This window comes from Arthrobacter sp. Y-9, from assembly GCF_029690065.1.
Classification (GTDB): Bacteria; Actinomycetota; Actinomycetes; order Actinomycetales; family Micrococcaceae; genus Arthrobacter_E.
Genome location: NZ_CP121463.1, coordinates 364,949 through 388,117, shown reverse-complemented (window position 1 = coordinate 388,117; position 23,169 = coordinate 364,949). Strand labels below are relative to the sequence as shown.

24 protein-coding genes are annotated in these 23,169 nt (G+C 66.5%); 9 read left to right on the top strand and 15 right to left on the bottom strand.

The annotated features are described in order from the left end of the window. Positions 1–108 precede the first annotated feature (108 nt). Positions 109–1,197 (top strand): LacI family DNA-binding transcriptional regulator, encoded by a 1,089-nt coding sequence (locus tag P9849_RS01670; RefSeq protein WP_347567909.1) that lies wholly within the window; start codon positions 109–111, stop codon positions 1,195–1,197. Positions 1,198–1,210: 13 nt separating this feature from the next. Here P9849_RS01670 and P9849_RS01665 read toward each other — a convergent pair whose 3' ends face one another. Continuing rightward, on the bottom strand, positions 1,211–1,996 hold the full coding sequence (locus P9849_RS01665; protein ID WP_278268015.1) for an IclR family transcriptional regulator: 786 nt from the start codon (positions 1,994–1,996) through the stop codon (positions 1,211–1,213). Positions 1,997–2,597: 601 nt separating this feature from the next. On the opposite strand from P9849_RS01665, the gene P9849_RS01660 reads away from it, so the two are divergent. The 3 genes from P9849_RS01660 to P9849_RS01650 all read left to right on the top strand — a co-directional run bounded on the left by P9849_RS01660 (position 2,598) and on the right by P9849_RS01650 (position 5,690). Further along, complete coding sequence (locus P9849_RS01660; protein WP_278268014.1) at positions 2,598–4,367, top strand: heparin lyase I family protein; 1,770 nt, start codon at positions 2,598–2,600, stop codon at positions 4,365–4,367. 339 nt (positions 4,368–4,706) lie between these two features. After that, entirely contained in the window at positions 4,707–5,183 is a 477-nt protein-coding gene (locus P9849_RS01655) for an adenylyltransferase/cytidyltransferase family protein (RefSeq protein ID WP_278268013.1), read from the top strand. 66 nt (positions 5,184–5,249) lie between these two features. Then, on the top strand, positions 5,250–5,690 hold the full coding sequence (locus P9849_RS01650; protein WP_278268011.1) for an SRPBCC family protein: 441 nt from the start codon (positions 5,250–5,252) through the stop codon (positions 5,688–5,690). Between the two features lie 108 nt (positions 5,691–5,798). Here P9849_RS01650 and P9849_RS01645 read toward each other — a convergent pair whose 3' ends face one another. The 5 genes from P9849_RS01645 to P9849_RS01625 all read right to left on the bottom strand — a co-directional run bounded on the left by P9849_RS01645 (position 5,799) and on the right by P9849_RS01625 (position 10,890). Then, entirely contained in the window at positions 5,799–6,512 is a 714-nt protein-coding gene (locus P9849_RS01645) for an ABC transporter ATP-binding protein (RefSeq protein ID WP_278268010.1), read from the bottom strand. Further along, positions 6,499–7,386: an ABC transporter ATP-binding protein gene (locus P9849_RS01640; protein ID WP_278268009.1), complete on the bottom strand. Its 888-nt coding sequence runs from the start codon at positions 7,384–7,386 to the stop codon at positions 6,499–6,501. The genes P9849_RS01645 and P9849_RS01640 overlap by 14 nt, the downstream gene beginning before the upstream one ends. Continuing rightward, positions 7,379–8,575 carry a branched-chain amino acid ABC transporter permease gene (locus P9849_RS01635; RefSeq protein ID WP_278268008.1) on the bottom strand — a complete coding sequence of 399 codons (1,197 nt, stop codon included), beginning with the start codon at positions 8,573–8,575 and terminating at the stop codon, positions 7,379–7,381. The genes P9849_RS01640 and P9849_RS01635 overlap by 8 nt, the downstream gene beginning before the upstream one ends. After that, on the bottom strand, positions 8,572–9,603 hold the full coding sequence (locus tag P9849_RS01630) for a branched-chain amino acid ABC transporter permease (RefSeq protein ID WP_278268007.1): 1,032 nt from the start codon (positions 9,601–9,603) through the stop codon (positions 8,572–8,574). The genes P9849_RS01635 and P9849_RS01630 overlap by 4 nt, the downstream gene beginning before the upstream one ends. 81 nt (positions 9,604–9,684) lie before the next feature. Next, a complete protein-coding gene (locus P9849_RS01625) occupies positions 9,685–10,890 on the bottom strand; it encodes a branched-chain amino acid ABC transporter substrate-binding protein (protein ID WP_278268006.1) in 1,206 nt (401 codons plus the stop codon). 458 nt (positions 10,891–11,348) lie between these two features. On the opposite strand from P9849_RS01625, the gene P9849_RS01620 reads away from it, so the two are divergent. After that, entirely contained in the window at positions 11,349–11,882 is a 534-nt protein-coding gene (locus tag P9849_RS01620) for a GNAT family N-acetyltransferase (protein WP_278268005.1), read from the top strand. 2 nt (positions 11,883–11,884) lie between these two features. Further along, a complete protein-coding gene (locus P9849_RS01615; protein WP_278268004.1) occupies positions 11,885–12,334 on the top strand; it encodes an NUDIX domain-containing protein in 450 nt (149 codons plus the stop codon). Positions 12,335–12,406: 72 nt separating this feature from the next. Here P9849_RS01615 and P9849_RS01610 read toward each other — a convergent pair whose 3' ends face one another. The 6 genes from P9849_RS01610 to P9849_RS01585 form a co-directional block, all read right to left on the bottom strand. Then, positions 12,407–13,330, bottom strand: a complete 924-nt coding sequence (locus P9849_RS01610) for an ATP-binding cassette domain-containing protein (protein ID WP_278268003.1) — start codon at positions 13,328–13,330, stop codon at positions 12,407–12,409. Next, positions 13,327–14,217: an ABC transporter ATP-binding protein gene (locus tag P9849_RS01605; protein WP_278268002.1), complete on the bottom strand. Its 891-nt coding sequence runs from the start codon at positions 14,215–14,217 to the stop codon at positions 13,327–13,329. Before P9849_RS01605 ends, P9849_RS01610 begins: the two co-directional genes overlap by 4 nt. Continuing rightward, entirely contained in the window at positions 14,214–15,086 is an 873-nt protein-coding gene (locus P9849_RS01600) for an ABC transporter permease (RefSeq protein ID WP_278268001.1), read from the bottom strand. The genes P9849_RS01605 and P9849_RS01600 overlap by 4 nt, the downstream gene beginning before the upstream one ends. A 56-nt stretch (positions 15,087–15,142) precedes the next feature. After that, entirely contained in the window at positions 15,143–16,117 is a 975-nt protein-coding gene (locus P9849_RS01595) for an ABC transporter permease (RefSeq protein ID WP_278268000.1), read from the bottom strand. 39 nt (positions 16,118–16,156) lie between these two features. After that, positions 16,157–17,872, bottom strand: a complete 1,716-nt coding sequence (locus P9849_RS01590) for an ABC transporter substrate-binding protein (protein ID WP_278267999.1) — start codon at positions 17,870–17,872, stop codon at positions 16,157–16,159. A gap of 199 nt (positions 17,873–18,071) precedes the next feature. Further along, on the bottom strand, positions 18,072–18,422 hold the full coding sequence (locus P9849_RS01585; protein ID WP_278267998.1) for a MerR family transcriptional regulator: 351 nt from the start codon (positions 18,420–18,422) through the stop codon (positions 18,072–18,074). Between the two features lie 57 nt (positions 18,423–18,479). Here P9849_RS01585 and P9849_RS01580 point away from each other — a divergent pair, with 57 nt between their 5' ends. Then, positions 18,480–19,070: an alpha/beta hydrolase gene (locus P9849_RS01580; protein WP_278267997.1), complete on the top strand. Its 591-nt coding sequence runs from the start codon at positions 18,480–18,482 to the stop codon at positions 19,068–19,070. Between the two features lie 75 nt (positions 19,071–19,145). Next, positions 19,146–19,703, top strand: coding sequence for a GNAT family N-acetyltransferase (locus P9849_RS01575; protein ID WP_278267996.1), 558 nt, complete (start codon positions 19,146–19,148; stop codon positions 19,701–19,703). A 33-nt stretch (positions 19,704–19,736) separates the two neighbouring features. Here P9849_RS01575 and P9849_RS01570 read toward each other — a convergent pair whose 3' ends face one another. Genes P9849_RS01570 through P9849_RS01560 form a run of 3 tightly spaced genes read right to left on the bottom strand, consistent with a single transcriptional unit; the run spans position 19,737 to position 21,674 of the window. Continuing rightward, a complete protein-coding gene (locus tag P9849_RS01570) occupies positions 19,737–20,576 on the bottom strand; it encodes a fused MFS/spermidine synthase (protein ID WP_278267995.1) in 840 nt (279 codons plus the stop codon). Positions 20,577–20,620: 44 nt separating this feature from the next. Then, positions 20,621–21,298 carry an O-methyltransferase gene (locus tag P9849_RS01565; protein ID WP_278267994.1) on the bottom strand — a complete coding sequence of 226 codons (678 nt, stop codon included), beginning with the start codon at positions 21,296–21,298 and terminating at the stop codon, positions 20,621–20,623. A gap of 52 nt (positions 21,299–21,350) precedes the next feature. Beyond that, positions 21,351–21,674, bottom strand: coding sequence for a thiamine-binding protein (locus tag P9849_RS01560; RefSeq protein WP_278267993.1), 324 nt, complete (start codon positions 21,672–21,674; stop codon positions 21,351–21,353). A gap of 89 nt (positions 21,675–21,763) precedes the next feature. Between P9849_RS01560 and P9849_RS01555 the strand changes: the two genes are divergently transcribed. Further along, the gene (locus P9849_RS01555) at positions 21,764–22,390 is read left to right on the top strand and encodes a TetR/AcrR family transcriptional regulator (RefSeq protein ID WP_278267992.1); all 627 of its coding nucleotides are present in this window, start codon (positions 21,764–21,766) and stop codon (positions 22,388–22,390) included. Positions 22,391–23,169 lie beyond the last annotated feature (779 nt).

Genomic DNA, 23,169 nt, shown 5'->3' with positions numbered 1-23,169 from the left:
AGTACACCAAGGAGTGTGACACCGTTCACGGAGCGGCGTCAAACGCTTAACGTCAAGCGCTTGATCCCGCGCGGGCCGGACGGCTTCGCCTCGCCTAAGATGGACCGCATGGACGACGACGCCGCGAACCCCCTGCCCGGCCTCCGCGCGGGTGCCGCCGGGGCCGCGGAAGCCCCTGCCGCGGGCGCCGGCCGGGTCACGGCCGCCATGGTCGCCCGCGAAGCCGGGGTCTCCACCGCGACGGTGTCGCTCGTGGTCAGCGGCAAGGCCCAGGGCCGCATCTCCGCCGCCAATCGCGAGAAGGTGCAGGCCGCCGTCGAGCGCCTCGGCTATGTGGTGGACACCGCGGGCAGCACGCTCTCGAAGGGGTTCAGCCCCGTAGTGGTTCTCGTGGCGACGGACATCGCCAACCCGTTCTACGCCGAGCTCATCTCGGAGGCGCGCTCGGCGCTCGGGGACCGCTACGAGCTGCTGCTCTCGGTCGGCGGGCCGGGGCGTCAGATCGACGCCGCCAGCATCCGGAAACTCCTGTCCCTCCGCCCGGCCGGGTTCCTCATCGACGCACCGAACGCCGAACTCGTCGAGGCGCTGCCGTCCGGCACGCGCGCCGTGCTGCTGGACGCCCCCGGGCTCCGCGGCGGCCTGCCGAGCGTCAACCTCGCCGTGGCCGACGGCGCTGCGCAGCTGGCCCGGCACCTGGCCGAGCAGGGGCATCGCCGGGTGGGCTATCTGGACAGCACCATCGACGCCGCCACGTTCCGCGTGCGCCGCGACGCCTTCTGGGACACCGCCGCGGAACTGGGGCTCGAGGTGCTCGACGGGGCCGCCTCCCTGACCGACATCGACGCCGCCGCGGAGGCCTTCACGGAGGCGTGGCCCGGGTGGGACGCCGCCGGGGTGACCGCCGTGGTCGGGTGCACGGACACGCACGCCTACGGAGTTCTCGGGGCAGCCGCCGAGGCCGGCGTCGCGGTGCCGGGGCGGCTCGCCGTCGCGGGCTTCGACGATCTGCCGTACTCGCGGCACACGAGTCCGCCGCTGACGAGCGTGAGCCTGCCGTCCGGCGAGCTCGGCGCCGCGGCCGGGAGGACGCTGCGGGCCCTGATCGAGGGCGGGTCACCGGAGACGGAGCACGTCGAGGTGCCGAGCCGGCTCGTGGCACGGGCTTCGACGGCCGCTGAGCCGGCCGGCGGCTGAGGCGTCTCGCCTGTCAGGCCTTCGGGCGGCCGTAGAGGCGCGTAGTCAGCTCGTTCGCGACCTTCTGAATGCGGGCCGCGAGCGCGGGCCATTCCTCCGCCTGCACCCGGTCCTCGATGAACGTCACGGCGATGGCCGCCGTCGGCCATCCGAGGTGGTCCGTCACGGCGGCCGCGACCGAACCGAAGCCCGGCGTCACCTCCCCGTGTTCGGTGGCGAATCCGCGCGTGCGGACGTCGTCGAGGTGGCGGGACAGGGCCGAGTAACCGGAGATCGGACTCGTGGTCTCGTGCCGGGAGACGAAGGCGGCCGCGTTCGGGTACAGCGCCCTGACCTGCGGCTTCGGCAACGCGGCGAGGATCGCGCGACCGCTGGCGGTGAGGTGCGACGGCAGGCGGACGCCGACGTCGGTCACCAGGGACGGGCGCCCCTTGGCGCGCTCTTCCACGATGTAGAGGACGTCGCGGCCGTGCAGCACGGCGAGGTGGGCGCTCTCCCCCAGGGCGTCCACGAGACCCGCGAGCAACGGGCGGCCCAGACGGGAGATCGGTTCCTGGCGGCTGTAGGCGCTGCTGAGTTCGAAAGCTCCCAGCCCCAGGCCGTACCGCTTCTCCTCCTTGAGATGCATGACCAGGCCGTGGTCCTCCAGCACCGCGAGCAGCTGGTAGACGGTGGAGCGGGGCAGCTCGAGAGCCGTGGCGATGGCGCTGGCCGGCTGCGGACCGCGCCGCGAGCTGAGAAGCCTGAGGATGCGCAGCGTGTTGTCCGCCGCGGGGACTTTGGGTTTGGGTGCACCCACGGAGCAGTCCTTTCTGCATGGCCGCCACCCCGCAGGTGAAGGAGGGGGCGAGGGCTCACACCATTGTGACAGGCGACGCGCGACGGCGCTCGGCCGGGCGGGATGTGACGCGGGCGGGGCAGCAGGGGTGGTCCTGGACAGCGGCGACTCCACATGCTTCGAAGGGCCGCATGATCAACAGAGCTTTTCCTTCACCTACGCACAGGGGAAGGAAAGAGAAGTCCGAATTAGCACAACTTCCCAGGTTAAACAAGCATATTTCGGAACACATCCTGCGCATTATGATGTATTCATGTCGCTAAATCCTTCTGAGGCATCTGCGTCAGCTCCTGTGGTATCAAGGCGCGGTCTATTCCGCGCCACAGGAGTTGGTCTTGGCGCGGCGGTCACGGGTTTCCCAGCGACTTCTGCATCCGCAGCGGGGCAATCCGTTTTGAAGGAAACAGGATTGAAGTCTGCAACAATCTCTAAATTGCGCTCGGCCGGTGCAGTTGCTTCCAGCGGGTGGGTCTCGCATCCCGCCGTAGCCTACGCGTCCTCCGTAGACGCCCTCGACAGGTCTGGCTCACCGATTGCAGCCCGGTTTCTGAATGGCAATCCGATGGGACTGCTGCATCAACGGGCCAGCACGAACTTCTACCCCAACCCACGCTACGACGGCGCCGCCGTGGGAGTCGTCCAGAACCAGGATGGGACCGCGGGGAGCGGCAAGTTGCCGAACGGGTGGTGGATCCGCAACGGCAATGGGTTTTCCGTCGAAGTCTTGTCGGCGTCCCCTGGGCGCATCAAACTTCGTGTGACCTCGCCGAATTCGCCCCTCACCTCCGGAGCCGGCGTCTCGCTCATGTGCTTTCGCGACGCAAAGCCCACGCTTCCAGCAAATAGCCGCGGTGGCGTCGCGGTCAAGGTTCAGATCATTCTGCGTTCCGTGTCGCCCTCTGCCTTCCTTCGGCATATCTCCTTTGATGTCACCCGCAAGGTGCCGGGCGGCACGGATGTTCTCATCCCACGAGCACCAGTCATCAACGGAATGGACGTCAATAAGTATTCGACCTCCACCACCTGGACGGATCTTCCGAGCGGCACTACTCTCACAGCGGGCCTCGGAGTCAATTTCCTTGCCGGCGCACGCAATTGCGCGGTTGATGTGGAGCTCAACTATCCACAAATCGAAGATGCCGGCGGAAACGACGACATCACCGACTTGTTCAACGCGACCGGGGTGGCGCAAGTTCGGATCAGCGTACCTGTGGACGGCGCCTATTGCGTCTTCGTCGTCGGGCAGTATTTTGCGAAGTGGTACGACGTCGTGGCGACAGGGGGACGAGCGACCATACCGCTCGACGACTCCACCTCGATGGTCCCTGCCGGCTGGAAGATCGTCACGGCGATCGTCGCCTGCGCGGCGCCTCTCACCGATCGGGAGAAGAACGACATCGCCGAGGACATCTGTCCGCCGAAACTCGATCCTCCGGGACATTCCCTGGTCGGTGGGGCGGTCCCATTCGGCGCGGTAGCCGGACACGCCTCGATCGGCGCATTGCACATCTACGGCGGTCAAGCAGATGGATGGACCACCAGTACCGGCGCGGTCCGCCGTGGCGACTACCGGCCGCTCACCGTTCGAGTAGAGCAGAGCGACGATCCCAAGCCGCTGCGTGTGGCCTGGAATCGCAGCACCACCCATTCTTTTTCCGTCACACGCGCTCCCGCATCTCTCGGTGCTGAAAAGATCCGGAGCGAGGGATACCTCGACGGGGACCCCTTCTATCCAAACTCCTACACCCAGTACGACATCGACTATTGGGTGTCATACTGGCTCAGACTGGATTCGGGCGGCACCGCCGACTTCTGGGAAATCTTCGGGCAGTGGCATCCTGGGGGAAACGTCCAGCGTTACCTGACCACTGAAGCGCGTGACGCACATCGCGCGACAGGTCTCTATCCCGTAGTGAGCTTGGGGTTCGTCAAGAGCCCAAGGCTCAGCATCACCTACCGGTCGGTTACCGCACAACTCATCGACGGCTCCGGCCCAATCCCGGTCCTCTCCGATGACGACATCCAGACAGGGGTCATCACCGACCCGGCTCCCTATGCGCCAGGTACATGGACATTCATTGTCCTCCGCACCCGGTTCTCCACCACGGGCGGCGGATCTCTCGACCTCTGGCGGGACGGCACCCAGATCGCAAAGAACGCCGGACCCGTGGGTTACAACGTCTCGAGACCAGGCAAGCCACCGGGTCCCACCTTCAATCATGGAATTTATGCGGGTCCCGCAGACCCCGGATACAGCCAGAACGCCACCTACGCGAATCTCAGGATCGCTCGCACCCCGCCCCCTTCCTTCGCCGGAGGGATCCGGAGTTAGCAGCCGCTCCTCACGAGCCGAAGGCCTCGACCCAGGCGGCGACAGATTGGTATTGCGTGTGGCTCATCAGCCTGATGCGAGACCCTCGAGCCCTGTGCGATGGCTTCAGTCTCGCGAAGGACGCACGGTCTCAGCTTCCTACCGATGTACCGACAAGAGCCGGGGTCCGCGAGGCTTCGACCTAAGCCCTGCCGCTGTCGACGCGGCCCAACGCCACGAGCGAGAGTGGCCCTCCGGGCTGACAGGGGTGGTCCGTCACCCCGCATCAGCGCGGTAGCGTGAGAGGAGGGCCGCCCCACCATCGGCGGCCCTCCTTCACCCGTACTGAGAGGACAGCCCATGACGAACACCGCCGAAGGCCGCACCCAGGACTACAACCCCGGACCCCGGGTCGGTATCACCTTCTCCACCTTCGATCTGCTCCACGCCGGGCACATCATGATGCTCGCCGAGGCGAAGCGCCAGTGCGACTACCTGATCTGCGGGCTGCAGATGGATCCCACGCTGGACCGCCCGGAGAAGAACGCGCCCACTCAGACGGTCGTGGAGCGCTACATCCAGCTCCGCGGCTGCCAGTACGTCGATGAGATCGTCCCGTACTCCACGGAACAGGACCTGGAGGACATTCTGCGGTCGTTCAAGCTCGACGTCCGGATCGTGGGAGATGAGTACCTGGAGAAGGACTTCACCGGACGCGAGTACTGCGAGGAGAGTGGGATCGAACTGTACTTCAACAGCCGCGACCACCGCTTCTCCAGTTCCGGTCTGCGCCGTATCGTGGCGGCCAAGGAAGCCGAGAAGGCCGGCCGCTCGTAATCCCGGCGGACGCCGGGCCAGGCCCCGAAGTCCAGCCCGAACACTGCCCACCATCCGTGAGGACCCATGAACGTCGACATCACCGTCAGAACAGTGATCAGCCGCCCCGTCGCCGTCGTCGCCGAGTACGCCGCCGACCCGGTGAACGCGCCGGAGTGGTATGCGAACATCAAGGCCGTCACGCTCCATGCCCCGGGCACGCCGCTCGGTGTCGGCGCGCGGATGGACTTCGTGGCCCACTTCCTCGGCCGGCGACTCAGCTACACCTACGAGATCACCGAGTACGACCCCGGACGGCGGCTGGTCATGCGGACCTCCGACGGCCCGTTCCCGATGCGCACCACCTACACCTGGTCGGCCGAGGGTGACGCGACCGTGATGACGCTGCGGAACACGGGCACTCCGTCCGGGTTCGGGGTGCTCATGACGCCGTTCATGCGCCGCGCGATGAAAGCCGCGACGACGAAGGACCTCGCCAACCTCAAGAGGATCCTGGAGCAGCGCTGACGACGGCGGGGCACGCTCCGGCCCGCCGTCGTCGTCCCTGACACGCGGAGGCCCCCGGAACCATTGCGGTTCCGGGGGCCTCCGCGCAGCAGTCGGTGCACAGACACCTCAGGCGACGCCGAGGTACGCCTCCTTGATCGCCGGGTTGGCCATCAGCTCCTTGCCGGTCCCCTGGTGGGTGATCGACCCGGTCTCCAGGACGAACGCACGGTGCGAGCGGGCCAGGGCCTGATTGGCATTCTGCTCCACGAGCAGCACCGTGGTGCCCTGGTTGTTGATCTCCGTGACGATCTTGAAGATCTGACGGATGAACTGCGGGGCCAGGCCCATGGACGGCTCATCCAGGAGCAGCAGCTTGGGGTTGGACATCAACGCCCGGCCGATGGCCAGCATCTGCTGCTCGCCACCGCTCATGGTGCCGCCGAACTGCTTGGACCGCTCCTTCAGTCTCGGAAAGAGGTCGAAGACCCGCTCGAGGTCCTTGGCGATCCCGGAGGTGTCCTTGCGGCCGTAGGACCCCATACCCAGGTTCTCCATGACCGTCATGCCGGGGAAGATGCCCCGGCCTTCAGGCGCCTGGGAGATGCCCTTGACCACCCGGAGGTGGGCCTTCATGGACGTGATGTCCTGACCCATGAAGCTGATGCTCCCGGCGGACGGGTTCAGGAGGCCGGACACGGTCCGCATCGTGGTGGTCTTCCCGGCGCCGTTGGCGCCGATCAGGGAGACGATCTCCCCTTCGTCCACGGTGAAGGACATGTTGTGAATGGCCTGGATGCGCCCGTAGTGCACGGACACGTTCTTCAGCTCAAGCAAGCTCATCTTCAGGCTCCCCGAGGTAGGCGGATATGACTTTCGGGTCCTCGCGGATCTCCTTGGGTGCGGCGTCGGCGATCTTCTTGCCGAATTCCAGCACGACGATGCGGTCCGTCACCCCCATGACCAGCTTCATGTCGTGCTCGATCAGCAGGACCGTATAGCCGTCGTCGCGGATGGTCCGGATGAGCGCCATGAGCTCTTCCTTCTCCGCCGGGTTGAAGCCGGCGGCCGGCTCGTCCAGGCACAGGACCTTGGGGTCCGTGGCCAGAGCGCGGGCGATTTCGAGCCTTCGCTGGTAGCCGTACGGCAGATGCCGGGACAGGTATTGCGCATGGTCCGCGATGCCGACGAATTCCAGCAGGGCCATGCCGCGTTCAATGGCGGATTTCTCCTCCCGGACATGGGTGGGAAGGCGGAGCAGGGCGCCGCCCACACTCGTCTTGTGACGGGCGTCCAGTCCCACCACCACGTTTTCCAGGGCGGTCATCTCGCCGAACAGGCGGATGTTCTGGAAGGTGCGGGCCAGACCGCGTCGGGTGATCTTGTGCTGGGCCAGCCCGTTGAGCGGCTTGCCCTCCAGGGTGACCGTTCCCGACGTCGGCTTGTAGACGCCCGTCATCGCGTTGAAGCAGGTGGTCTTTCCCGCGCCGTTGGGACCGATCAGGCCGAGGATCTCGCCACGGTTGATGTCGAACGTGACGTCGTCCAGGGCTGTGAGGCCGCCGAACTTCATCGTCAGGTTCTTCACCTGGACCAGGGGTTCGCCCACGTTGACCGAGATGTCCCGTTCCGGAGCGACCTTCTCGGCCACCTCGAGGTCCACGCCCTGCTCTTTCAGCGCTTCGACGTCGATTTCCGGTTCGACTGCTTCACTCATGTCCGCCCGCCTTCCCGCCGTCGGTGATCACCTGGGCGCGTCGGCCCGTCTGAGGTTCCTTCAGCTTGTTGTACGCCAGCCGCCCGTACGCCAGCAGACGCTGACGTGCCGGAAGCAGCCCGCCCGAACGGAAGATCATGATGAGCACGAGTGCCACACCGAAGATCAGGTACTTGAACTCCGCGATCGCCGTGAACCGCAGCGGGATGTACGCCACCAGGGCGCCGCCCAGAATGGCGCCGACCTTGTTGCCCGTGCCGCCCAGCACCACGGCGGCCAGGAACAGGATGGACGTGGCGATGTCGAACTTCTGATTGTTCACGAAGCCCACCTGCCCGGCGAAGAGCGCACCGGAGAGACCGCCCACGGACGCGCCGATGGCGAACGCCCACACCTTGTACTTGAAGGTGGGGACGCCCATGATCTCCGCGGCGTCCTCATCCTCGCGGATGGCGATCCAGGCGCGGCCCACGCGGCTGCGCTCCAGATTTCCGGCCAGGAGCAGCACGACGATGATGATCGTCAGCGTGAGCCAGTACCAGGGGGTGCCGTTCGAGTTCAGGAAGATCGGCTGGCCGTCGGCGTCCGTCCCGGGTGGATGGCCCACGTTCTGGAAACCGACCTGGCCTTTCATGGCCGGGATGATAGTGGCCAGGATGCGCACGATCTCACCGAAGCCGAGCGTGACGATCGCCAGGTAGTCACCGCGGAGACGCAGCGTCGGGACGCCCAGCATCACCCCGAAGAACATGGTGATCGCCATGGCCAGCGGAAGGGTCCACAGGTACGGGATGTGGAGGTAGGGCGAATCCGGGCTGGTGAACATGGCCGCCGTGTAGGAGCCGACGGCGAAGAACGCCACATAGCCGAGGTCCAGGAGGCCGGCATAACCGACCACCACGTTCAGGCCGACGGCGACCAGCGCGTAGACCGCCATCTGCGCCAGGGCGATCTGCCAGTTGTTGCCGGGTTCCGTGGTGATGAACGGAGGGTTCAGGATGGGCAGCAGGTACGCGATGACCACGATCACCATGAGCCAGAGCCACTGGATGTGGCGCGGCAGGGCGTTCCATTTGTCGCCGAGGCCGGGGAACCAGCCTTGACGACGGCGCCCCTTGGCTTCGCGGTCGGCGATCGCCTGATCTGCGGCGGAGTCGGGGATGAGGGTCGGGCCGTCTGTGGTGCTCATGCCTTACTCTTTCCAAGCGAGCTTCCGAGGATGCCTTCGGGACGGACCACGAGGACGAGGACCAGGACCACGAACGCCACGACGTCCGTCCACTGTGAACTGCCCAGCAAGACCTGCCCGTAGTTGCCGATCAGACCGATCAGCAGACCGCCCAGCAGGGCGCCTCGCACATTGCCGATGCCGCCCAGGACCGCCGCGGCGAAAGCCTTGACGCCGAGGATGAACCCGCCGTTGTACTGCACGCCGGACGGGATCTTCATGACGTAGAACAGGGCTGCCGCTCCGGCCAGGACACCGCCGATCGCGAAGGTGGTGAGGATGATCTTCTCCTTGTTGACGCCCATGAGTGTCGCGGTGTCCGGGTCCTGCGCCACGGCGCGGATGCCGCGGCCCGTCTTGGACTTCCGGATGAACTGGTCCGTGGCCACCATCAGGATGACCGCGGCGATGATGATCACCAGCTGCTGGGAGTCGATGATGGTGCCGAACACCTCGAAGATGGGGATGGGGCGGAACATGGTCAGCGCCGCTTCCGGGCTAGGTCCGCGCCACCAGTAGATGAGGTACTGGATGGCGAAGGAGACACCGATCGCGGTGATGAGGAACGCCAGCCGGGGGGCTTTGCGCTTGCGCAGTGGTTTGTACGCCACGCGCTCCACGACGACGGCGGTGAGGGCCGAGGCGATGATGGCCACCACGAGGGCCAGGATCAGATTGCCCACGATCGCCCAGAACGGCAGATGAGGGGCGGACGGGCCGAAGTTCAGCGCACTGAGGGTGAAGAACACGCCGTAACAGCCGACGATGAACACTTCCGAATGGGCGAAGTTGATGAGGTTGAGGACGCCGTACACGAGGGTGTAGCCCAGGGCTACCAGAGCGTAGATGGCGCCGAAGGTGAGGCCGTCGAACGTGGAGCTCCAGAAGTTCTGGGCCAGGGAGTCGACGTCGAAGGTGATCCAGGTGTCGTCCGTGGGCACTGCCAGTGGCACGGCGTGGATGAGGCTGGGAATTGCTTCACTGATCATAGGAGCTTCCTGAGGTGATCAAGAGAAATGCTGGGGGTACCGATGTCGCATACCCCCAGCATTCTGTTGAAACTGCCGACCTTACTTGCCGATCACGCCGATCGGGGCGATCTTGCCGTTTTCGACCTTGTAGCCGTAAACATCAGGAGTCGCCAGTTCGCCGGTGGAATCCCACTTGTAGTGCTTGGAGAGGCCATCGGCGTCGTAGGCCTTGACCCACGCGAGAAGGTCCGCCCGGGTCTGCTTGCCGTGATCGATGCCGGACAGCAGCACGGTGGCGGCGTCGTAGCCCTCGATCGAGTAGGTGCCCGGTTCGGCGTTGGCCAGCTTCTTGTACTCGGATTCGAACGTCGGGATCAGTTCGCCGGGGATGCAGGGGCAGGTGAAGAAGGAGTTCGACGACGCGTCGCCGGCCTGCTTGATGAACTGGTCATCCTTCACACCGTCCGGGCCTACGAAGGATCCGGTGAAGCCCTTGGCCACCAGCTGCTGGTCGAAGGGCGCGGCCTCCGCGTAGTAGCCGGCGTAGTAGACCGTGTCAGCCTTGGAGTTCATGATCTTGGAGATCACCGCGGAGAAGTCCTTCTGACCGGTGACGACCTTGTCGGAGCCGACCATCGCGGAGCCGAGGGCCTGCGAGGTCTGGGTGCCCAGGCCGATGCCGTAATCGGAATCGTCCTGCACGACGTAGACCTTCTTGGCCATCAGCTTGTCCGTGAGGAACTTCGCCGCGGCCGGGCCCTGGACGGCGTCATTGCCCAGAGCACGGAAGAAGGTGGTCCAGCCGTTCTTGGTGAGGTTCGGGTTGGTGGCGGACGGGGTGATGTGCACCAGGCCCTTCTGCTCGAAGATGTTGCCGGTGGCCTTGGACTCGCCGGAGAACGGGAGGCCGACGACGCCGATGATGTCCGACTCCGACACGATCTGCGTCACCGGGCCAGTGGCCTTGTTGGGGTCGCCTTCCGTGTCGAACTTCTTGAACTTGACCTGGCAGTCGGGGTTGGCGGCGTTGTGCTGGTTCACGGCCAGCTGGATGCCGTTGAAGATGTTGATGCCCAGCTGGGCGTTGGGGCCGGTTTCCGCACCGGCATAGGCGATCGTGGTGGTGGCAGGGCACTTGCCCTTGCCATCGCCGGCCGGGAGCACCGCGGCGGCGGGGACATCCACCTTCGAGATCGCGGGGATGTTCACCTTGCTTCCATCGCCACCTGAGGTGGCCGTGGAGCCCGAGCCGCTCTGGTTGGCGCAGCCGGACATCACCATGCCGAGTGCCACCGCCGTAGCCATGACTGAGAGGGCTTTCTTCCTGTACATAAGTGGCCTCCGCGCCAAATCAGGGTCTGATCCATGCACCCGCGGCGGTGTTGCCGCGAGCACTTCCAAGAGAGTACTCCCAGGAATGTGACATAGGCCACACTTTGGCGTCAGGGTTTGATAACGAATACGTCGCCCCACCAGCCAAAACCCTGTGGGGCCTCAGCCAGGGACGCCAGAGCGCCCCGTTCAGGAGGTTCGCGGCCGCCGTCGAGCCTGACCATCGGGGCTCCGGTCCGCCACGCGACGGAAGGAGAACGATGAAGCGCGGCACCCCCCTTTCGTGGTGTGCCGCACCCGCTGAAGTGAGCGTAGGGCTCCCGGAACGGCGCTTGGATTCGGGGAGATCACTTTCGTGTTAAGAGTCGGTTACGTCACCTGGTGTATGGCGGGGCCGGACTCCACAGGCAGCCCTTGATACGGTCATCAGCATGGCCTTCACCTTGCGTCCCAGCGTGCCCGGTGACATCGACTGGCTGGTTGAGCTCCGAGCCGTTGTCCTTCGGGCCGACCTCGAGCGCCTCGGCCGGTACGACGGCGTGCGGGTGCGCGAACGGATGCGCAAGGCCTTCGTGCCCGAGTGGTCCAGGATCGTCATCTCGGAGGGAGCCGAGGTGGGGTCGATCACGGCCCGCCCCGACGGGAACGTCCGCTGGATCGAGCACTTCTACTTGTCGCCGGACGTACAGGGCCGGGGTATCGGATCATCTGTCCTCCAGTCGGTGCTGAACGAACCGCACCACGGAGTGACCCGCCTCAACGTGCTGCAAGGAAGCGCAGCTCGCCGTCTCTATGAGCGGCTCGGGTTTGTTGCGGACTACGAGGATGAGATCGACGTGTTCATGACGCTGCGACCCGGAATGAAGACGTTTCACGAACCAGGGCCTGACTCGATCCTCACCACGACGGGCGACGCCGAGCGCGGCACCCGTCGCGGCTCACCGCAACCCGTCCGTAGACTCTGAAAATGCCGACGTCCGACTACGTTGCCTCGATACGCTCACGGATCGGGAATGACTTTCTCCTTCTTCCGGGCGTCACGGCCGTCATCAGGCATGGCGATCAGGTCCTGCTCGCCCGGCACCGCCACTCGGGTCTGTGGGGCCTCATCGGCGGCGGGGTCGAGCCCGGCGAAGAACCCGCGGAGGCCCTGGACCGCGAAGTGACCGAAGAGACCGGGGCGCGCATCCGCATCCGTGGAATCGTCGGCACCTATGGAGGACCGCACCTGATGACCACCTACCCCAACGGCGATCGCGTCGGGTATGTGACCACGGCCTACGACTGCGAACTGCTGGACGAGCCGACACCCACGCTGGAGGAATTGCTGGAACTCGGCTGGTTCCCGCGGAGCGCCATCGAGAACCTCCAGCGTCACCGGTGGATCGACCGGGTCATCGACGACGCCCTCGGGTGAGCGGGTCCGCCACCGCCCCCTCTCGTCGCCCCCGAACGTGCATCGCAGACGAAACCCCCGTCGAGAACCCTCTCACTCCCCGGGCAGCGCCACCAGGTGGCCGCCTCCGATGTCCCGCAGCTCAGGACGCGGCTCCCCTGGAGCGTCCCAGGAACGGTCGGTTCCGCGGCGACGCCGCTGCCCGCGATTCCGCGGGCTCACGATCGGGACCGCGTCCAGCAGTTCCCGCGTGTACGGGTGACGCGGGTCGTCGAAGATCTGCTCCCGGCTCCCCTGCTCCACGATCGCCCCGCGATACATGATCGCCACAGAGGTGCACATGTGCTCCACCACGCTCAGATCGTGCGAGATGAACAGGAAGGAGGTCCGGCGTTCCTCGCGCAGATCGCAGAGGAGGTTCACGATCTGCCCTTGCACGGAGACGTCGAGGGCTGAGACCGGCTCGTCCGCCACGACGAACTCCGGTTGCAGCGCCATCGCCCTCGCGATGACGATCCGCTGGCGCTGCCCGCCGGAGAACTCGTGCGGATAACGGTCCAGGGCGTCCGCGCCCATCCCGCACTGTTCCAGCACCTCGATGACCCGCTGCCGTTCGTCGTCGCGGGATGCCAGGCCATGGGTCCGCATCGGCTCGCCGATGGCGGTGACGATGCGCAGCCGCGGGTTCAGGGCCCCGAAGGGGTCCTGGAACACGTACTGCATCCGCTGCCGGAGTCCGCGGAGTTCGGAGCGCGGCAGGTCCAGGATCTCTTGCCCGCGGAACCGCACGGATCCGGCGTCCGGCTCGTGCATCCGCAGGATGGCCTGGCCCAGGGTCGTCTTGCCGCTTCCCGACTCGCCGACCAGTCCGAACATCTCCCCCTCACGGATGCTCAGGCTCACCCCGTCCACGGCACGCACGGCCTCCCGGGGAGCACGACGGCGGCCGCCTCGTGCGCGGAACTCCTTCATGACGTCGCGCGCTTCGAGAAGCACCGGCGCGGGACCGCCCGTCATGCGTGCACCTCCGCGGCCTCGGGACCGAGCGCGGCCAGCCTGCGCACGTCCTCCGGGATCGTGGGCAGCCGATCCAGCCGCTGTCCCAGCAGCGGACGGGCGCTGAGCAGCGCCTCCGTATAAGGGTGTTGCGGCTGTTCGAAGATGCTGAACACGTCGCCTCGTTCCACGGTCCGTCCGCCGTACATGACCAGCACCGAATCGGCGACCTCGGCGATGACGCCCAGGTCGTGCGTGATGAACAGCATGGCCATTCCCGTCTCGTCGCGAAGTTCCAGCAGCAGGTCGAGGATCTGGGCCTGCACGGTGACGTCCAGCGCCGTCGTCGGCTCATCCGCGATGAGCAGCCGCGGTCCGCAGCAGAGCGCGACGGCGATCATCACCCGTTGCTGCATCCCGCCGGACAGCTCGTGGGGATAAGAGCTCATGATCCGCTCCGCAGCGGGAAGGCCCACCCGGCGGAGCCATTCCACCGATCGGTCACGGGCCTCTGCCCGCGAGACGGACTCGTGAGCCCGGATCGTCTCGCTCAGCTGCCGGCCGATCGTGAAGACCGGATTGAGGGAGCGTGCAGGCTCCTGGAAGATCGTCCCGACCTCGCCACCCCGGACACGCTGCAAAGCCGTGCGTCGCAGCGTGAGGATGTCGGCGCCGTCGAACAGCACCTGCCCGCCGCAGATCTCTCCCGGCTCGTCCACGAGCTTCAGCAGCGAAAGCGCGGTCAGACTCTTGCCGGAACCGGACTCCCCCACGATGCCAAGCACTTCTCCCGGGCTGATCTCGAAGCCGACGCAGTCCACCACCACACGGTGCCCGCCGCCGTCGGCCGGGAAGCGCACACTGAGATCCTTCACCTGGACCAGAGGCTCGGTTGCCACGGCGGTCATCTCCCCATCCTGGGATCGAGGACGTCCCGCAGGCGGTCGCCGAGGACGTTGATCGCCGCCACCGTGATCAAGAGCGCGACGCCGGGCGGCACCCACAGCCACCAGTGCTGCTGGAAGTCGATCAGGTTGTTGGCGGCGTTGATCATGTTCCCCCAGGAGGCATTGGGCGGGACGACGCCGAGCCCCAGAAAGCTCAGCGCGGACTCGCTGAGGATCCCCGACGCCGTGCTCAGGGTGGCCACGACGATGAGCAGCGGCATCACGTTCGGAAGGAGGTGACGGAACTGGCGCGAAGCGGCGCTCAGGCCCAGCACCTCCGCCGCCCGCATGTACGGGGCCTCGCGCAGGGACAGCACCTGACCACGGATCAGGCGGGCCAGCGACGGCCAGCCGATCACGCTGAGCAGGATCATCACGATGTAGATCCGCGACTCGGGCGCGACCTTCAGCTCCGAGAGCACGGCCGCCATCACGATGAGCAGCGGCAGACCCGGAATGGACATGAGCAGGTCCGCGAACCGCATGATGAGCGCGTCGACGAACCCGCCGTAGTACCCCGCCACGAGGCCGAGCACGGCCCCGAGGAGCAGGGACAGCAGCATCGAGGCGACCCCGATCGTGAGCGAGATCCGCCCCGCGAGCATGAGCCGGGTCAGGACGTCCCGGCCGTACTCGTCCGTGCCCAGCCAGTGGTTCGACGCCGGGCCGTGCTCCGCGATGCGCAGGTTGATCTCCTCCCCGGTGTACCCGGTGAGCAGGGGCCCGAGGAAACTGAAGAGCAGCATGAAGACGAGCAGGCCGATGCTGATGCTCGCGGCCGGGATCTGCAACAGGCGGCGGAGCTCGACGGCGCTCCTGCTCGAAGGCACGGCGCTCCTCCCCGAGGGTCCTGTGTCTCGGGGCGAAAGCTCTATGTCCACGTGACTCATGCCGCCCTCCTCGATCCGAGAAGCCGCACCCGGGGGTCGGCCACGGCGTAGAGCACGTCCGCCAGGAAGCTGCCCAGGATCGTGAGGAACGCCAGGAGCATGGTGACGGTCATGAGCACCGCGTAGTCGCGCGTCTGCACCGATTCGAGCTGGATCCGTCCCACCCCGGGCCAGTTGAAGATCTGTTCGGTGATGATGGCCCCGGAGAACAGGGCCGGAAGCTCGAACGCCAGGAGCGTGATCGCGGGCAGCAGGGCATTGCGCAGCGCATGGGAGAACACCACGGTGCGCTCCCTCAGCCCCTTCGCCCGCGCCGTGCGGATGAAGTCCGCGTGCAGCGCCTCCAGCATCCCGCTCCGGAAGTAGCGGGTGAGCGCGCCGGCCCCGAGGAAGGTGAGGATGCCCACCGGGAGCACCATGTGCCGGGCGATCTCCAGGACCTGCGCGAAGCCGTCGGAGGAACTCGCGGTGTCGAGCATCCCACCCGTCGGCAGCCACCGGAGATCGACCGCGAACACCTTGATGGCCAGCAGGCCGATGAAGAACGACGGCACCGACAGGGAGGCGAACAGCCCGGCGGTGACAAGCCGGTCGAACCAGGAGTACTGCCGGGTCGCGGACAGCACGCCACACACCAGGGCGATCGCCCAGGTCAGCAGGAACCCTGCGAACGCGATGAGGAAGGAGTTGCCGATCAGCGGTCCGAGGAGTTCCGTCACCGGGCGGTTGTAGACCAGGGAGTACCCGAACTCACCGCGCAGCATGTTGCCGAGCCAGATGAAGTACCGCACCAGCACCGGCTGGTCCAGGCCGTTCAGGGCACGGAGCTCCGCCTTGCGCTGCGGCGTGAGCTGGCGGTTCGAGCTGAAGTAGTCGCCCGGCATGAGGGCGAAGAGGAAGAACACCAGGACGGAGACACCGACGAGCAGCAGTGCCATCAGTCCCAGTCTCTTGAGGACGTAGCGGGTCATGGGAACCGTTCGTAGCGGGTGACGGACGACGCCGGGCGGCTAGCCCGCGATCTTCAGCTTCGCCAGCGCGAGGGCCGCGTCATCGCTGCCGGTCGTGTACAGCTCGCCGTTCTGGATGCGGGCGTTCCAGGCCGAGAGGGACTTCCGGTAGTCGAGCAGGATGATCGGCGGATCCTGGCTGAGCTTCTGGTACAGCTCGGTGTAGATCTTCTGCCGGGCCGCCCGGTCGAAGGTCGAGATGCCCTTCTTGATCAAGGCGGTCACCTCCGGGTTCGCATAGCCGGTGACATTGATCGCGGGATCGGTGGTGCCGAACTCGGACACGGCGTCGTTGGGGTCGCTCAGACCGTTGCTGCGGAAGCCTGCGAGGTCGTAGTCCCCGTTGTTGAGGCGGTCGAAAGCCGTGTTCGAGTCGAGCACCTCCGGCACGAAATCGATGCCGAGGTCCTTGTAGTCCTTCTTCGCGATCGGGATCACCGGATCGTCCTGCTTGGTGGTGATGTAGGACAGGGTGAGCTTCTTGCCGTCCTTCTCCCGCGTGCCGCCGGCCTGGGCCTTCCAGCCGGCCTCATCCAGCAGCTGCCCTGCCTTCTTCGCGTCGAAGCCATAGGAGGTCACGCCGTCGTTCGTGTAGGACCACTGGGTCGGGGCCGCGAAGACGTCCGCCACCTGTCCCAGACCCTTGAACTTGGCGTCCACGATCTGCTGGCGGTCCAGGCCGTAGTACAGCGCCTGACGGACCTTGGTGTCGGCGAGCGCCGGCTTCTTGTTGTTGACCCAGATGGCGCCGTAGTCGGAGATGACCCGGGCACGGATGTCGGCGAAGCCGAGCCCCTGGAGTTCCTTGAGGTTCGCCGGGTCGCTGCCGAAACCGCCGTGGTCGATGTCCCCGTTCTGGAAGTTCTGCAGGGCGGAGTCGCTGGAGACCACCTTGAAGATCAACCGCGCGATGGACGGCTTGCCGCTGTAGTAGTGGTCATTGGCCCGGTAACGGATCTCCTGGCCCTCCACATACTGCTCCAGCGCGTAGGGGCCTGCGCCGAGGGGCTTGCCGTACAGGCTCTTGAGGTAGTCGAGCTTTCCCTTGACGTAGCCCTTGCCGTAGTAGGCCTTCGAGATCACGGGCCCGCCGAGGGTGCGCAGGGCGAGGGGGTTCGGCTTCTGGGTGACGATGCGGATCGTCGAGGGGTCCACCACCGTGATGCCGGACAACGAGCTTGCGGAGCCCTTGCGGAATTCCTTGGTGCCGGCGATGACGATGTCGGAGAAGTCCACGCCCCCGGCGTAGGCGGGGTCGTTGAGCAGGGTCAGCGTGAAGGCGACGTCTTCCGCGGTGAGGGGCGAGCCGTCGCTGAACGTCAGGTCCTTGCGGAGGTGGAACGTGTACGTGAGGTTGTCGGAGGACACCTCCCACTTCTCGGCCAGATCCGGCACCGGCTCGCCCGCGTCGTTGAACACCACGAGGGAGGCGAAGATCGGCTGCACCGCGTTCCCGTCCCAGCCGTTGTCATAGAAGCCGGGGAGGAACACCCCACCCGGCTTGCTGATGGTGGTGACGAACGAATCCTTGCGCTGCGTGGCGGCGGCCGGGCTCTTCCCCGGGTCGGAGGCCTTGTAGAACTCGTCCTTCAGCTTGCTCAGGTCCGCCTTCTCCGTGCCTGGGTCAGACTCGACGGCCGGGGCGCAGGCGCCGAGGAAAAGAGCACCTGCGAGCAGTCCCGCGATGGCTGCGACCGGCTTCTTGATGAGCGTCATTCTGAGACCCTTCTGGGGGCAGGAGGAATCCACAGGCGGAATGGTGATGTCCCTGTGAACGAATACCCGCACAGCCTAAGCAGGCCTCGGAAATCTCTGAAAGTGATGTTTCACGTGGTGAACGAATAAGAAGCCCGGTTGAAAAAGAAGTCGTTATGAGAACCGTCAGGGTCATGAATCGTCACACTTGGCAGAGCCCTCATCCGCCCGCGAGCAGCCCGCTCAGCCGCTGCCGCTTCCCCTGGATCTCCCGCTCCTGAGCGGTCAGCCGCTCGGCGAGGCCGTCGAGTTCCGCCCGCAGATCCGGGCACAGTTCCAGCGCGACGCCGTCCCCGCCGTCGCGCAGGCAGTCGAGGTAGCGGCGGATGGTCGCGGTGCCCACGCCGGCAGCGATCATCGCCCTGATCTGTTGGACCCGCACGACGTCGGACGCCACGTAGTCGCGATAGCCGGCGCGGGTGCGGCCCGGGGTCAGGACGCCCTGCTCCTCGTAGTGGCGCAGCGCCCGCGCACTCACTCCGCTGGCCGCCGCCAGTTCGCCGATCCGCATCCGGATCCCCTTCCCGTCTTGACCTTCACGCGGGCGTGAAGGTTTAGCGTCCCTGTCATGGCATCTACGACAACGGGCCGAAGGGCTCTGATCTTCCACGGCTACGGCGCCACCCCCGAGGATCATTGGTTCGGCTGGCTGGCGCAGCGGCTGGAGGACGACGGCATCCCGGTGACGGCGCCGGCGCTCCCGGACCCGCTCAGCCCGGATCCCGTGGCGTGGGAGGACGCGGTGCGGACGGCGCTCGGGACGCCCGACGCCGGGACGATCGTCGTGGCGCACAGCCTGGGCTGCCTGGCGGTGCTGCGTGCACTGGGGTCGCTCGCCGGTCCGTGGCGGCTGGGCACGCTCGCCCTGGTGGCCGGATTCCTCGACCCTTTGCCGGCTCTTCCGGAGCTCGACGGTTTCATCGCCGACGGCGCCCCGGTCGATAGGCTCGCGGTGGCCGGGCTGGCGGAGCACCTCGACCGTCTCGTGGTGCTCCGCTCGGACCGCGATGAGTTCGTGCCGACGACGCACACGGACCGACTGGCCGCCCTGCTCGGCACGGAGCCACAGGTGGTCGAGGGCGCCGGGCACTTCCTGGCCGACGACGGCGTCACGGAAGCCCCCGCGATCCACGACGCCGTCCGATCGTCCCGGCTCTGAGCCGCACCGCGCAGAGCCGCACCGCACCAGGTGGGGCCTCGACAGACCCGGTGCGCCCCGCCCTACGATGAACCCATGCAGCCTCTGGGACCGGCCCCCTGGCCACCGCCGCCGATCACCACCGAGCGACTGACCTTGCGCGTCTCGGAAGCACGGGACCGCGCGGGCCTCATCGACCTGTTCGCGTCGCCCGAGGTCGGCACGTACACGGGCGGAGCGAGGCCCCGGGAGGAGCTCGAGGCGTCCGTGCCGGAGATCCCCGGGCGGCGCGAGGGCTTCTTCGTCGTCGAACGGGAAGGCGAATTCCTCGGCATGGTGACCTTCGACCGGCGGGACGCGGAGCATCCCGGCCACGTGCGTCCGGAAGGGAACGAGGCCCAACTCGGGTACCTGTTCCTGCCCGCCGCCTGGGGCCGGGGCTACGCCACCGAGGCCTGCATGGCCGCTCTCGGCTGGTTCGCGACGGCGTTCCCGGGCGAACCGGTCGTCCTGCCCACACAGACCGCGAACGAGGCCTCGCTGCGGCTGGCGCAGCGACTCGGCTTCCGCGAAGTCGAGGTGTTCGAGGAGTACGGCGCCGAGCAGTGGTTCGGCGTCTGGACCGGCGAGAGCGCCGGCTCCCCCAAAGTCTGAGCGGCTACCCGGTGTCCGTCGCCCGGACGCCGCCTACGACGACGGCGCGTCGTGCCGGACGGCGGCGTCGCGCGCGAACTCGCGCACCCGCGCGTCGTCCAGGTACTGAGCGGGAACGCCACCACCCAGCAGGGTCCGGACCATGGACGCCGAGCCGGGGAAGGCCGTGAAGCTTCCCGCGATGATCACATTGCCGAAGCGCCGGCCCTTGAGCATGGGGGCGTCCGCGACGATCGCCACGTGCGGGAAGACGGAGGCGATGGTCGCCGCCTCTTCGCGCGCCGATTTCAGGTCCGGGGCGGAGCCGCAATTCACCACATACACCCCGTCCGGCCCGAGGACCCGTGCCGCGTGCTCGGTGAACTCACGGCTGGTCAGGGAGGCGGGGGTGACACCCTGCGCGAACACGTCGCGGATCACCACGTCCCGGCTGGCGGGGCTGAGCGTCTCGGTCACGGCGCGGGCCTCGCCCACCCGGATGCGGAGGAACGGCGCCCTGGGGAGGTCGAACCAGTCGCGCACCGCGGTGGCGAGCGCGGCGTCGAGCTCCACCACCACCTGACGCGACTCCGGGAAGACGTGGTGGAAGTAGCGGGCGAGCGAGCAGGCCGCCCCGCCGAGGTGCAGCAGGCGGACGCGATCCGTGGTCCCGGCCGGCCAGCGGTCCTCGACCAGAGCCGCGATCCAGCGCATGTACTCGAAGCTCAAGTGGCCCGGGTCGTCGAGGTCGATATGGGAGCTCTGGACGCCGTTGAGCCGCAGGAGCCAGCCGTTCGCGAGGTCGAGATCCCGGATGAGTTCGGCCTCGCCCTGATCCACGGCATGGACGCCCTCCACGGGCCCCGTCGGCTGCGCCTTCTGCCCCTGTTTCATAGCGTCCAGCGTACTAGGCGTAAGGATGCGGAGACGGCCCCGGTTCAGCGCAGCACGGCCAGCGCGAATCCGTCCCAGCCCTTGGACCCGACCGTCTGGAGGACCGTGGCGTCGAAGCGCGGGTCCTCGCCGAGCAGTTCGAGCGAAGCCCGGATCGCCGGGGCGTTCACGGGATCCATCTCGGGGTGCAGCGGCGCGCCCTCCCAGACGGTGTTGTCGAGGACCACCACGGTGCCGGGGCGGCCCAGTCGTGCGGCCCAGTCGAGGTATTTCGAGTTGTTCTGCTTGTCCGCGTCGATGAACACCAGATCGAACGGTTCCCCGCCCTCCAGGGTGGGCAGGACGTCCAACGCGGCGCCCACCCTGACATCGACGCGCGAGCCGACGCCGGCGTCGTCGAGATTCTTACGCGCGACGGCGGCGTGCTCGGCCTTGAACTCGATGGTCACCAGCCGCCCGTCCTCCGGGAGCGCGCGGGCCATGAAGAGCGTGCTGAATCCGGCCAGCGTGCCGATCTCGAGAACCCGCCGGGCTCCACGGATCCGGACCAGGAGCTCCAGGAGCTTGCCGGAGTTCGGTGCGACCTCGATGGGCGGCATCCCCGCGGCCTGGGCGGTGCGGATGGCCTGGTCAAGGGCCGGATCCGGGTGGACGACCGTGCTGGAGATCCACTCCTCCATGGCGACCCATTCCGGCTGGGATCTGTGCTCGAATGCGCTCATGAGGCCATGCTAGGCACGCTGCCGGGCCCGCCGGTAGAGGGCGTGAGGAGGTTCACGAAAGGTCGTCGAGGGCCTTTTCGAGCCGTTCCACTTTGCCGCTCAGCTCGCCCGTGTAGCCCGGACGGATGTCGGCCTTGAGGACCAGGGAGACGCGCGAACCGTACTCGGCCACGGCGAAGGTCGCGCGCTTGACCACGTCCATGACCTCGTCCCATTCGCCCTCGATCTCGGTGAACATGGAACTCGTGTGATTCGGGAGACCGGATTCGCGGACGACCTTGACCGCGGCGGCCACCGCGTCATGGACGGAAGCGTCGCTCGGGGCTTCGGATCCCGCGGGAGCGCCGGACGGGGCGACGGAGAATGCGACGATCATGGGGCTGCCTTTCGTCGGGGTCATGTCATGAAAGCGGTACCTTGGACCGCTTCCGCCCCTAGTGTGCCACGGCTGGCTATGCTGATCAGATGGAATACCGTCAGGGGGGCCGACCGCTGCGTGCAGACGCGGCGCGGAACGTTGAAAAGATCATCACGGCCGCCCGCGAGTGTTTCCACGAGCGTGGTCCGGAGGTTCCTCTGCAGTTCATCGCGGAGACCGCCAAGGTGGGCCCGGCGACGCTGTTCCGGAATTTCGCCGACAAGGAAGCCCTGGTCCTCGCGGTCATCTCGCGACAGCTGCGGGAACATGTGGACCCCGTGGTGGTGCAGGCCCTGGTGGAGCCGGATGCCGGGGACGCCCTCATGCGGGTCATCGAGTCGATCGTCCAGGTGGCGGCCGAAGAGTCGATGCTGCTGGATGCGCTCGTGGGCCGCCGCGGCGTCCTGACGACCATCAGCGGCAACATCATCGAGGCGCTCGGGATGCTCCTGGGCCGGGCGCAGCGGCAGGGCACGATCCGCGGCGATGTGTCGCAGGAGGACGTCATCCGGATCGTCGCCATGCTGATCGGCTCCGTGGACACCATCGAACGCGGCACGAGCGCCTGGCGCCGCCCGGTCGCCCTCATCGAGGACTCGCTGCGCCCCGCAGCGGCGACCCGCGAGCTCCCGCCCCAGACCCCGGTGCCGAGCCTGCAGCTGCCGCTGGGCTGAGTAGGGCAACGGAGCCTTGCCCGTCGTTGCCCCCAAGCCGGTCGCTTCCTGCGATCCTGCGGATGGTGCGCTTCCTGGCTATCCACAGAGGCTTTGCCCCGAGCATACTGTCTTTGTTTTTGGGTTCGGCACACAGGAGTGTGAATCAGGGCCATGCATCTACGATGCCTCCTTAAGGAAGGCCTTCGTCTTAAACTCGGGAGAGACTCCGCACGTGGCCCATACCAAGGATCCAAAAACAGCAAACCCCCGTCCAGGAAACCCCCTTGCCCAAAATATGAGCATCAGAAGCCGTTTCCAGGCCCGCCAGCCTTCGATTAACACCGGCCAGCCCGAAAAATCCGGGCCTCGCCATTTCAGGCCCGCTTTGATAGCCACCCACGGTTGCTCAACGAACTCGATGCGCACAGGGGACTCGAAAATTCACTCTCGAGACGGAACAAATACTTGATAGGGCTCTCCAGATCCATAAGGCATTGAACCTCTTTCCCCTAAATTTTCCCTACTGCGCGCGAAACCACCCCATCCCAAAAAACCACGGTATGCCCAGCGCCACCAAGCCACCCTAGGAAATTCGCGAACTCTACGGAGTGCTGGACAGAACTACGGTCGGACCGTAGTCATTTACAACCGACACCTCAAAATTCCTGTCAGGGAATGCGGCGCTGGCGCAGGACCTCCATGAAAATGCGATCTTTTCCGCCATCGACTCAATTGCGCGCTCTTCAATCTCATTATCAAAATCGAACCACGACCACAATATGAGTCGATTGACTGAC

Coding starts and splice junctions, on each gene's coding strand:
- P9849_RS01660 (WP_278268014.1), top strand. CDS start 2,598: ATGGGACTGCTGCATCAACGGGCCAGCACGAACTTCTACCCCAACCCA.
- P9849_RS01580 (WP_278267997.1), top strand. CDS start 18,480: ATGGCATCTACGACAACGGGCCGAAGGGCTCTGATCTTCCACGGCTAC.
- P9849_RS01595 (WP_278268000.1), bottom strand. CDS start 16,117: ATGACCCGCTACGTCCTCAAGAGACTGGGACTGATGGCACTGCTGCTC.
- P9849_RS01560 (WP_278267993.1), bottom strand. CDS start 21,674: ATGATCGTCGCATTCTCCGTCGCCCCGTCCGGCGCTCCCGCGGGATCC.
- P9849_RS01655 (WP_278268013.1), top strand. CDS start 4,707: ATGACGAACACCGCCGAAGGCCGCACCCAGGACTACAACCCCGGACCC.
- P9849_RS01570 (WP_278267995.1), bottom strand. CDS start 20,576: ATGAAACAGGGGCAGAAGGCGCAGCCGACGGGGCCCGTGGAGGGCGTC.
- P9849_RS01575 (WP_278267996.1), top strand. CDS start 19,146: ATGCAGCCTCTGGGACCGGCCCCCTGGCCACCGCCGCCGATCACCACC.
- P9849_RS01565 (WP_278267994.1), bottom strand. CDS start 21,298: ATGAGCGCATTCGAGCACAGATCCCAGCCGGAATGGGTCGCCATGGAG.
- P9849_RS01645 (WP_278268010.1), bottom strand. CDS start 6,512: ATGAGCTTGCTTGAGCTGAAGAACGTGTCCGTGCACTACGGGCGCATC.
- P9849_RS01555 (WP_278267992.1), top strand. CDS start 21,764: ATGGAATACCGTCAGGGGGGCCGACCGCTGCGTGCAGACGCGGCGCGG.
- P9849_RS01640 (WP_278268009.1), bottom strand. CDS start 7,386: ATGAGTGAAGCAGTCGAACCGGAAATCGACGTCGAAGCGCTGAAAGAG.
- P9849_RS01670 (WP_347567909.1), top strand. CDS start 109: ATGGACGACGACGCCGCGAACCCCCTGCCCGGCCTCCGCGCGGGTGCC.
- P9849_RS01610 (WP_278268003.1), bottom strand. CDS start 13,330: ATGACGGGCGGTCCCGCGCCGGTGCTTCTCGAAGCGCGCGACGTCATG.
- P9849_RS01630 (WP_278268007.1), bottom strand. CDS start 9,603: ATGATCAGTGAAGCAATTCCCAGCCTCATCCACGCCGTGCCACTGGCA.
- P9849_RS01590 (WP_278267999.1), bottom strand. CDS start 17,872: ATGACGCTCATCAAGAAGCCGGTCGCAGCCATCGCGGGACTGCTCGCA.
- P9849_RS01620 (WP_278268005.1), top strand. CDS start 11,349: ATGGCCTTCACCTTGCGTCCCAGCGTGCCCGGTGACATCGACTGGCTG.
- P9849_RS01585 (WP_278267998.1), bottom strand. CDS start 18,422: ATGCGGATCGGCGAACTGGCGGCGGCCAGCGGAGTGAGTGCGCGGGCG.
- P9849_RS01635 (WP_278268008.1), bottom strand. CDS start 8,575: ATGAGCACCACAGACGGCCCGACCCTCATCCCCGACTCCGCCGCAGAT.
- P9849_RS01605 (WP_278268002.1), bottom strand. CDS start 14,217: ATGACCGCCGTGGCAACCGAGCCTCTGGTCCAGGTGAAGGATCTCAGT.
- P9849_RS01625 (WP_278268006.1), bottom strand. CDS start 10,890: ATGGCTACGGCGGTGGCACTCGGCATGGTGATGTCCGGCTGCGCCAAC.
- P9849_RS01650 (WP_278268011.1), top strand. CDS start 5,250: ATGAACGTCGACATCACCGTCAGAACAGTGATCAGCCGCCCCGTCGCC.
- P9849_RS01615 (WP_278268004.1), top strand. CDS start 11,885: ATGCCGACGTCCGACTACGTTGCCTCGATACGCTCACGGATCGGGAAT.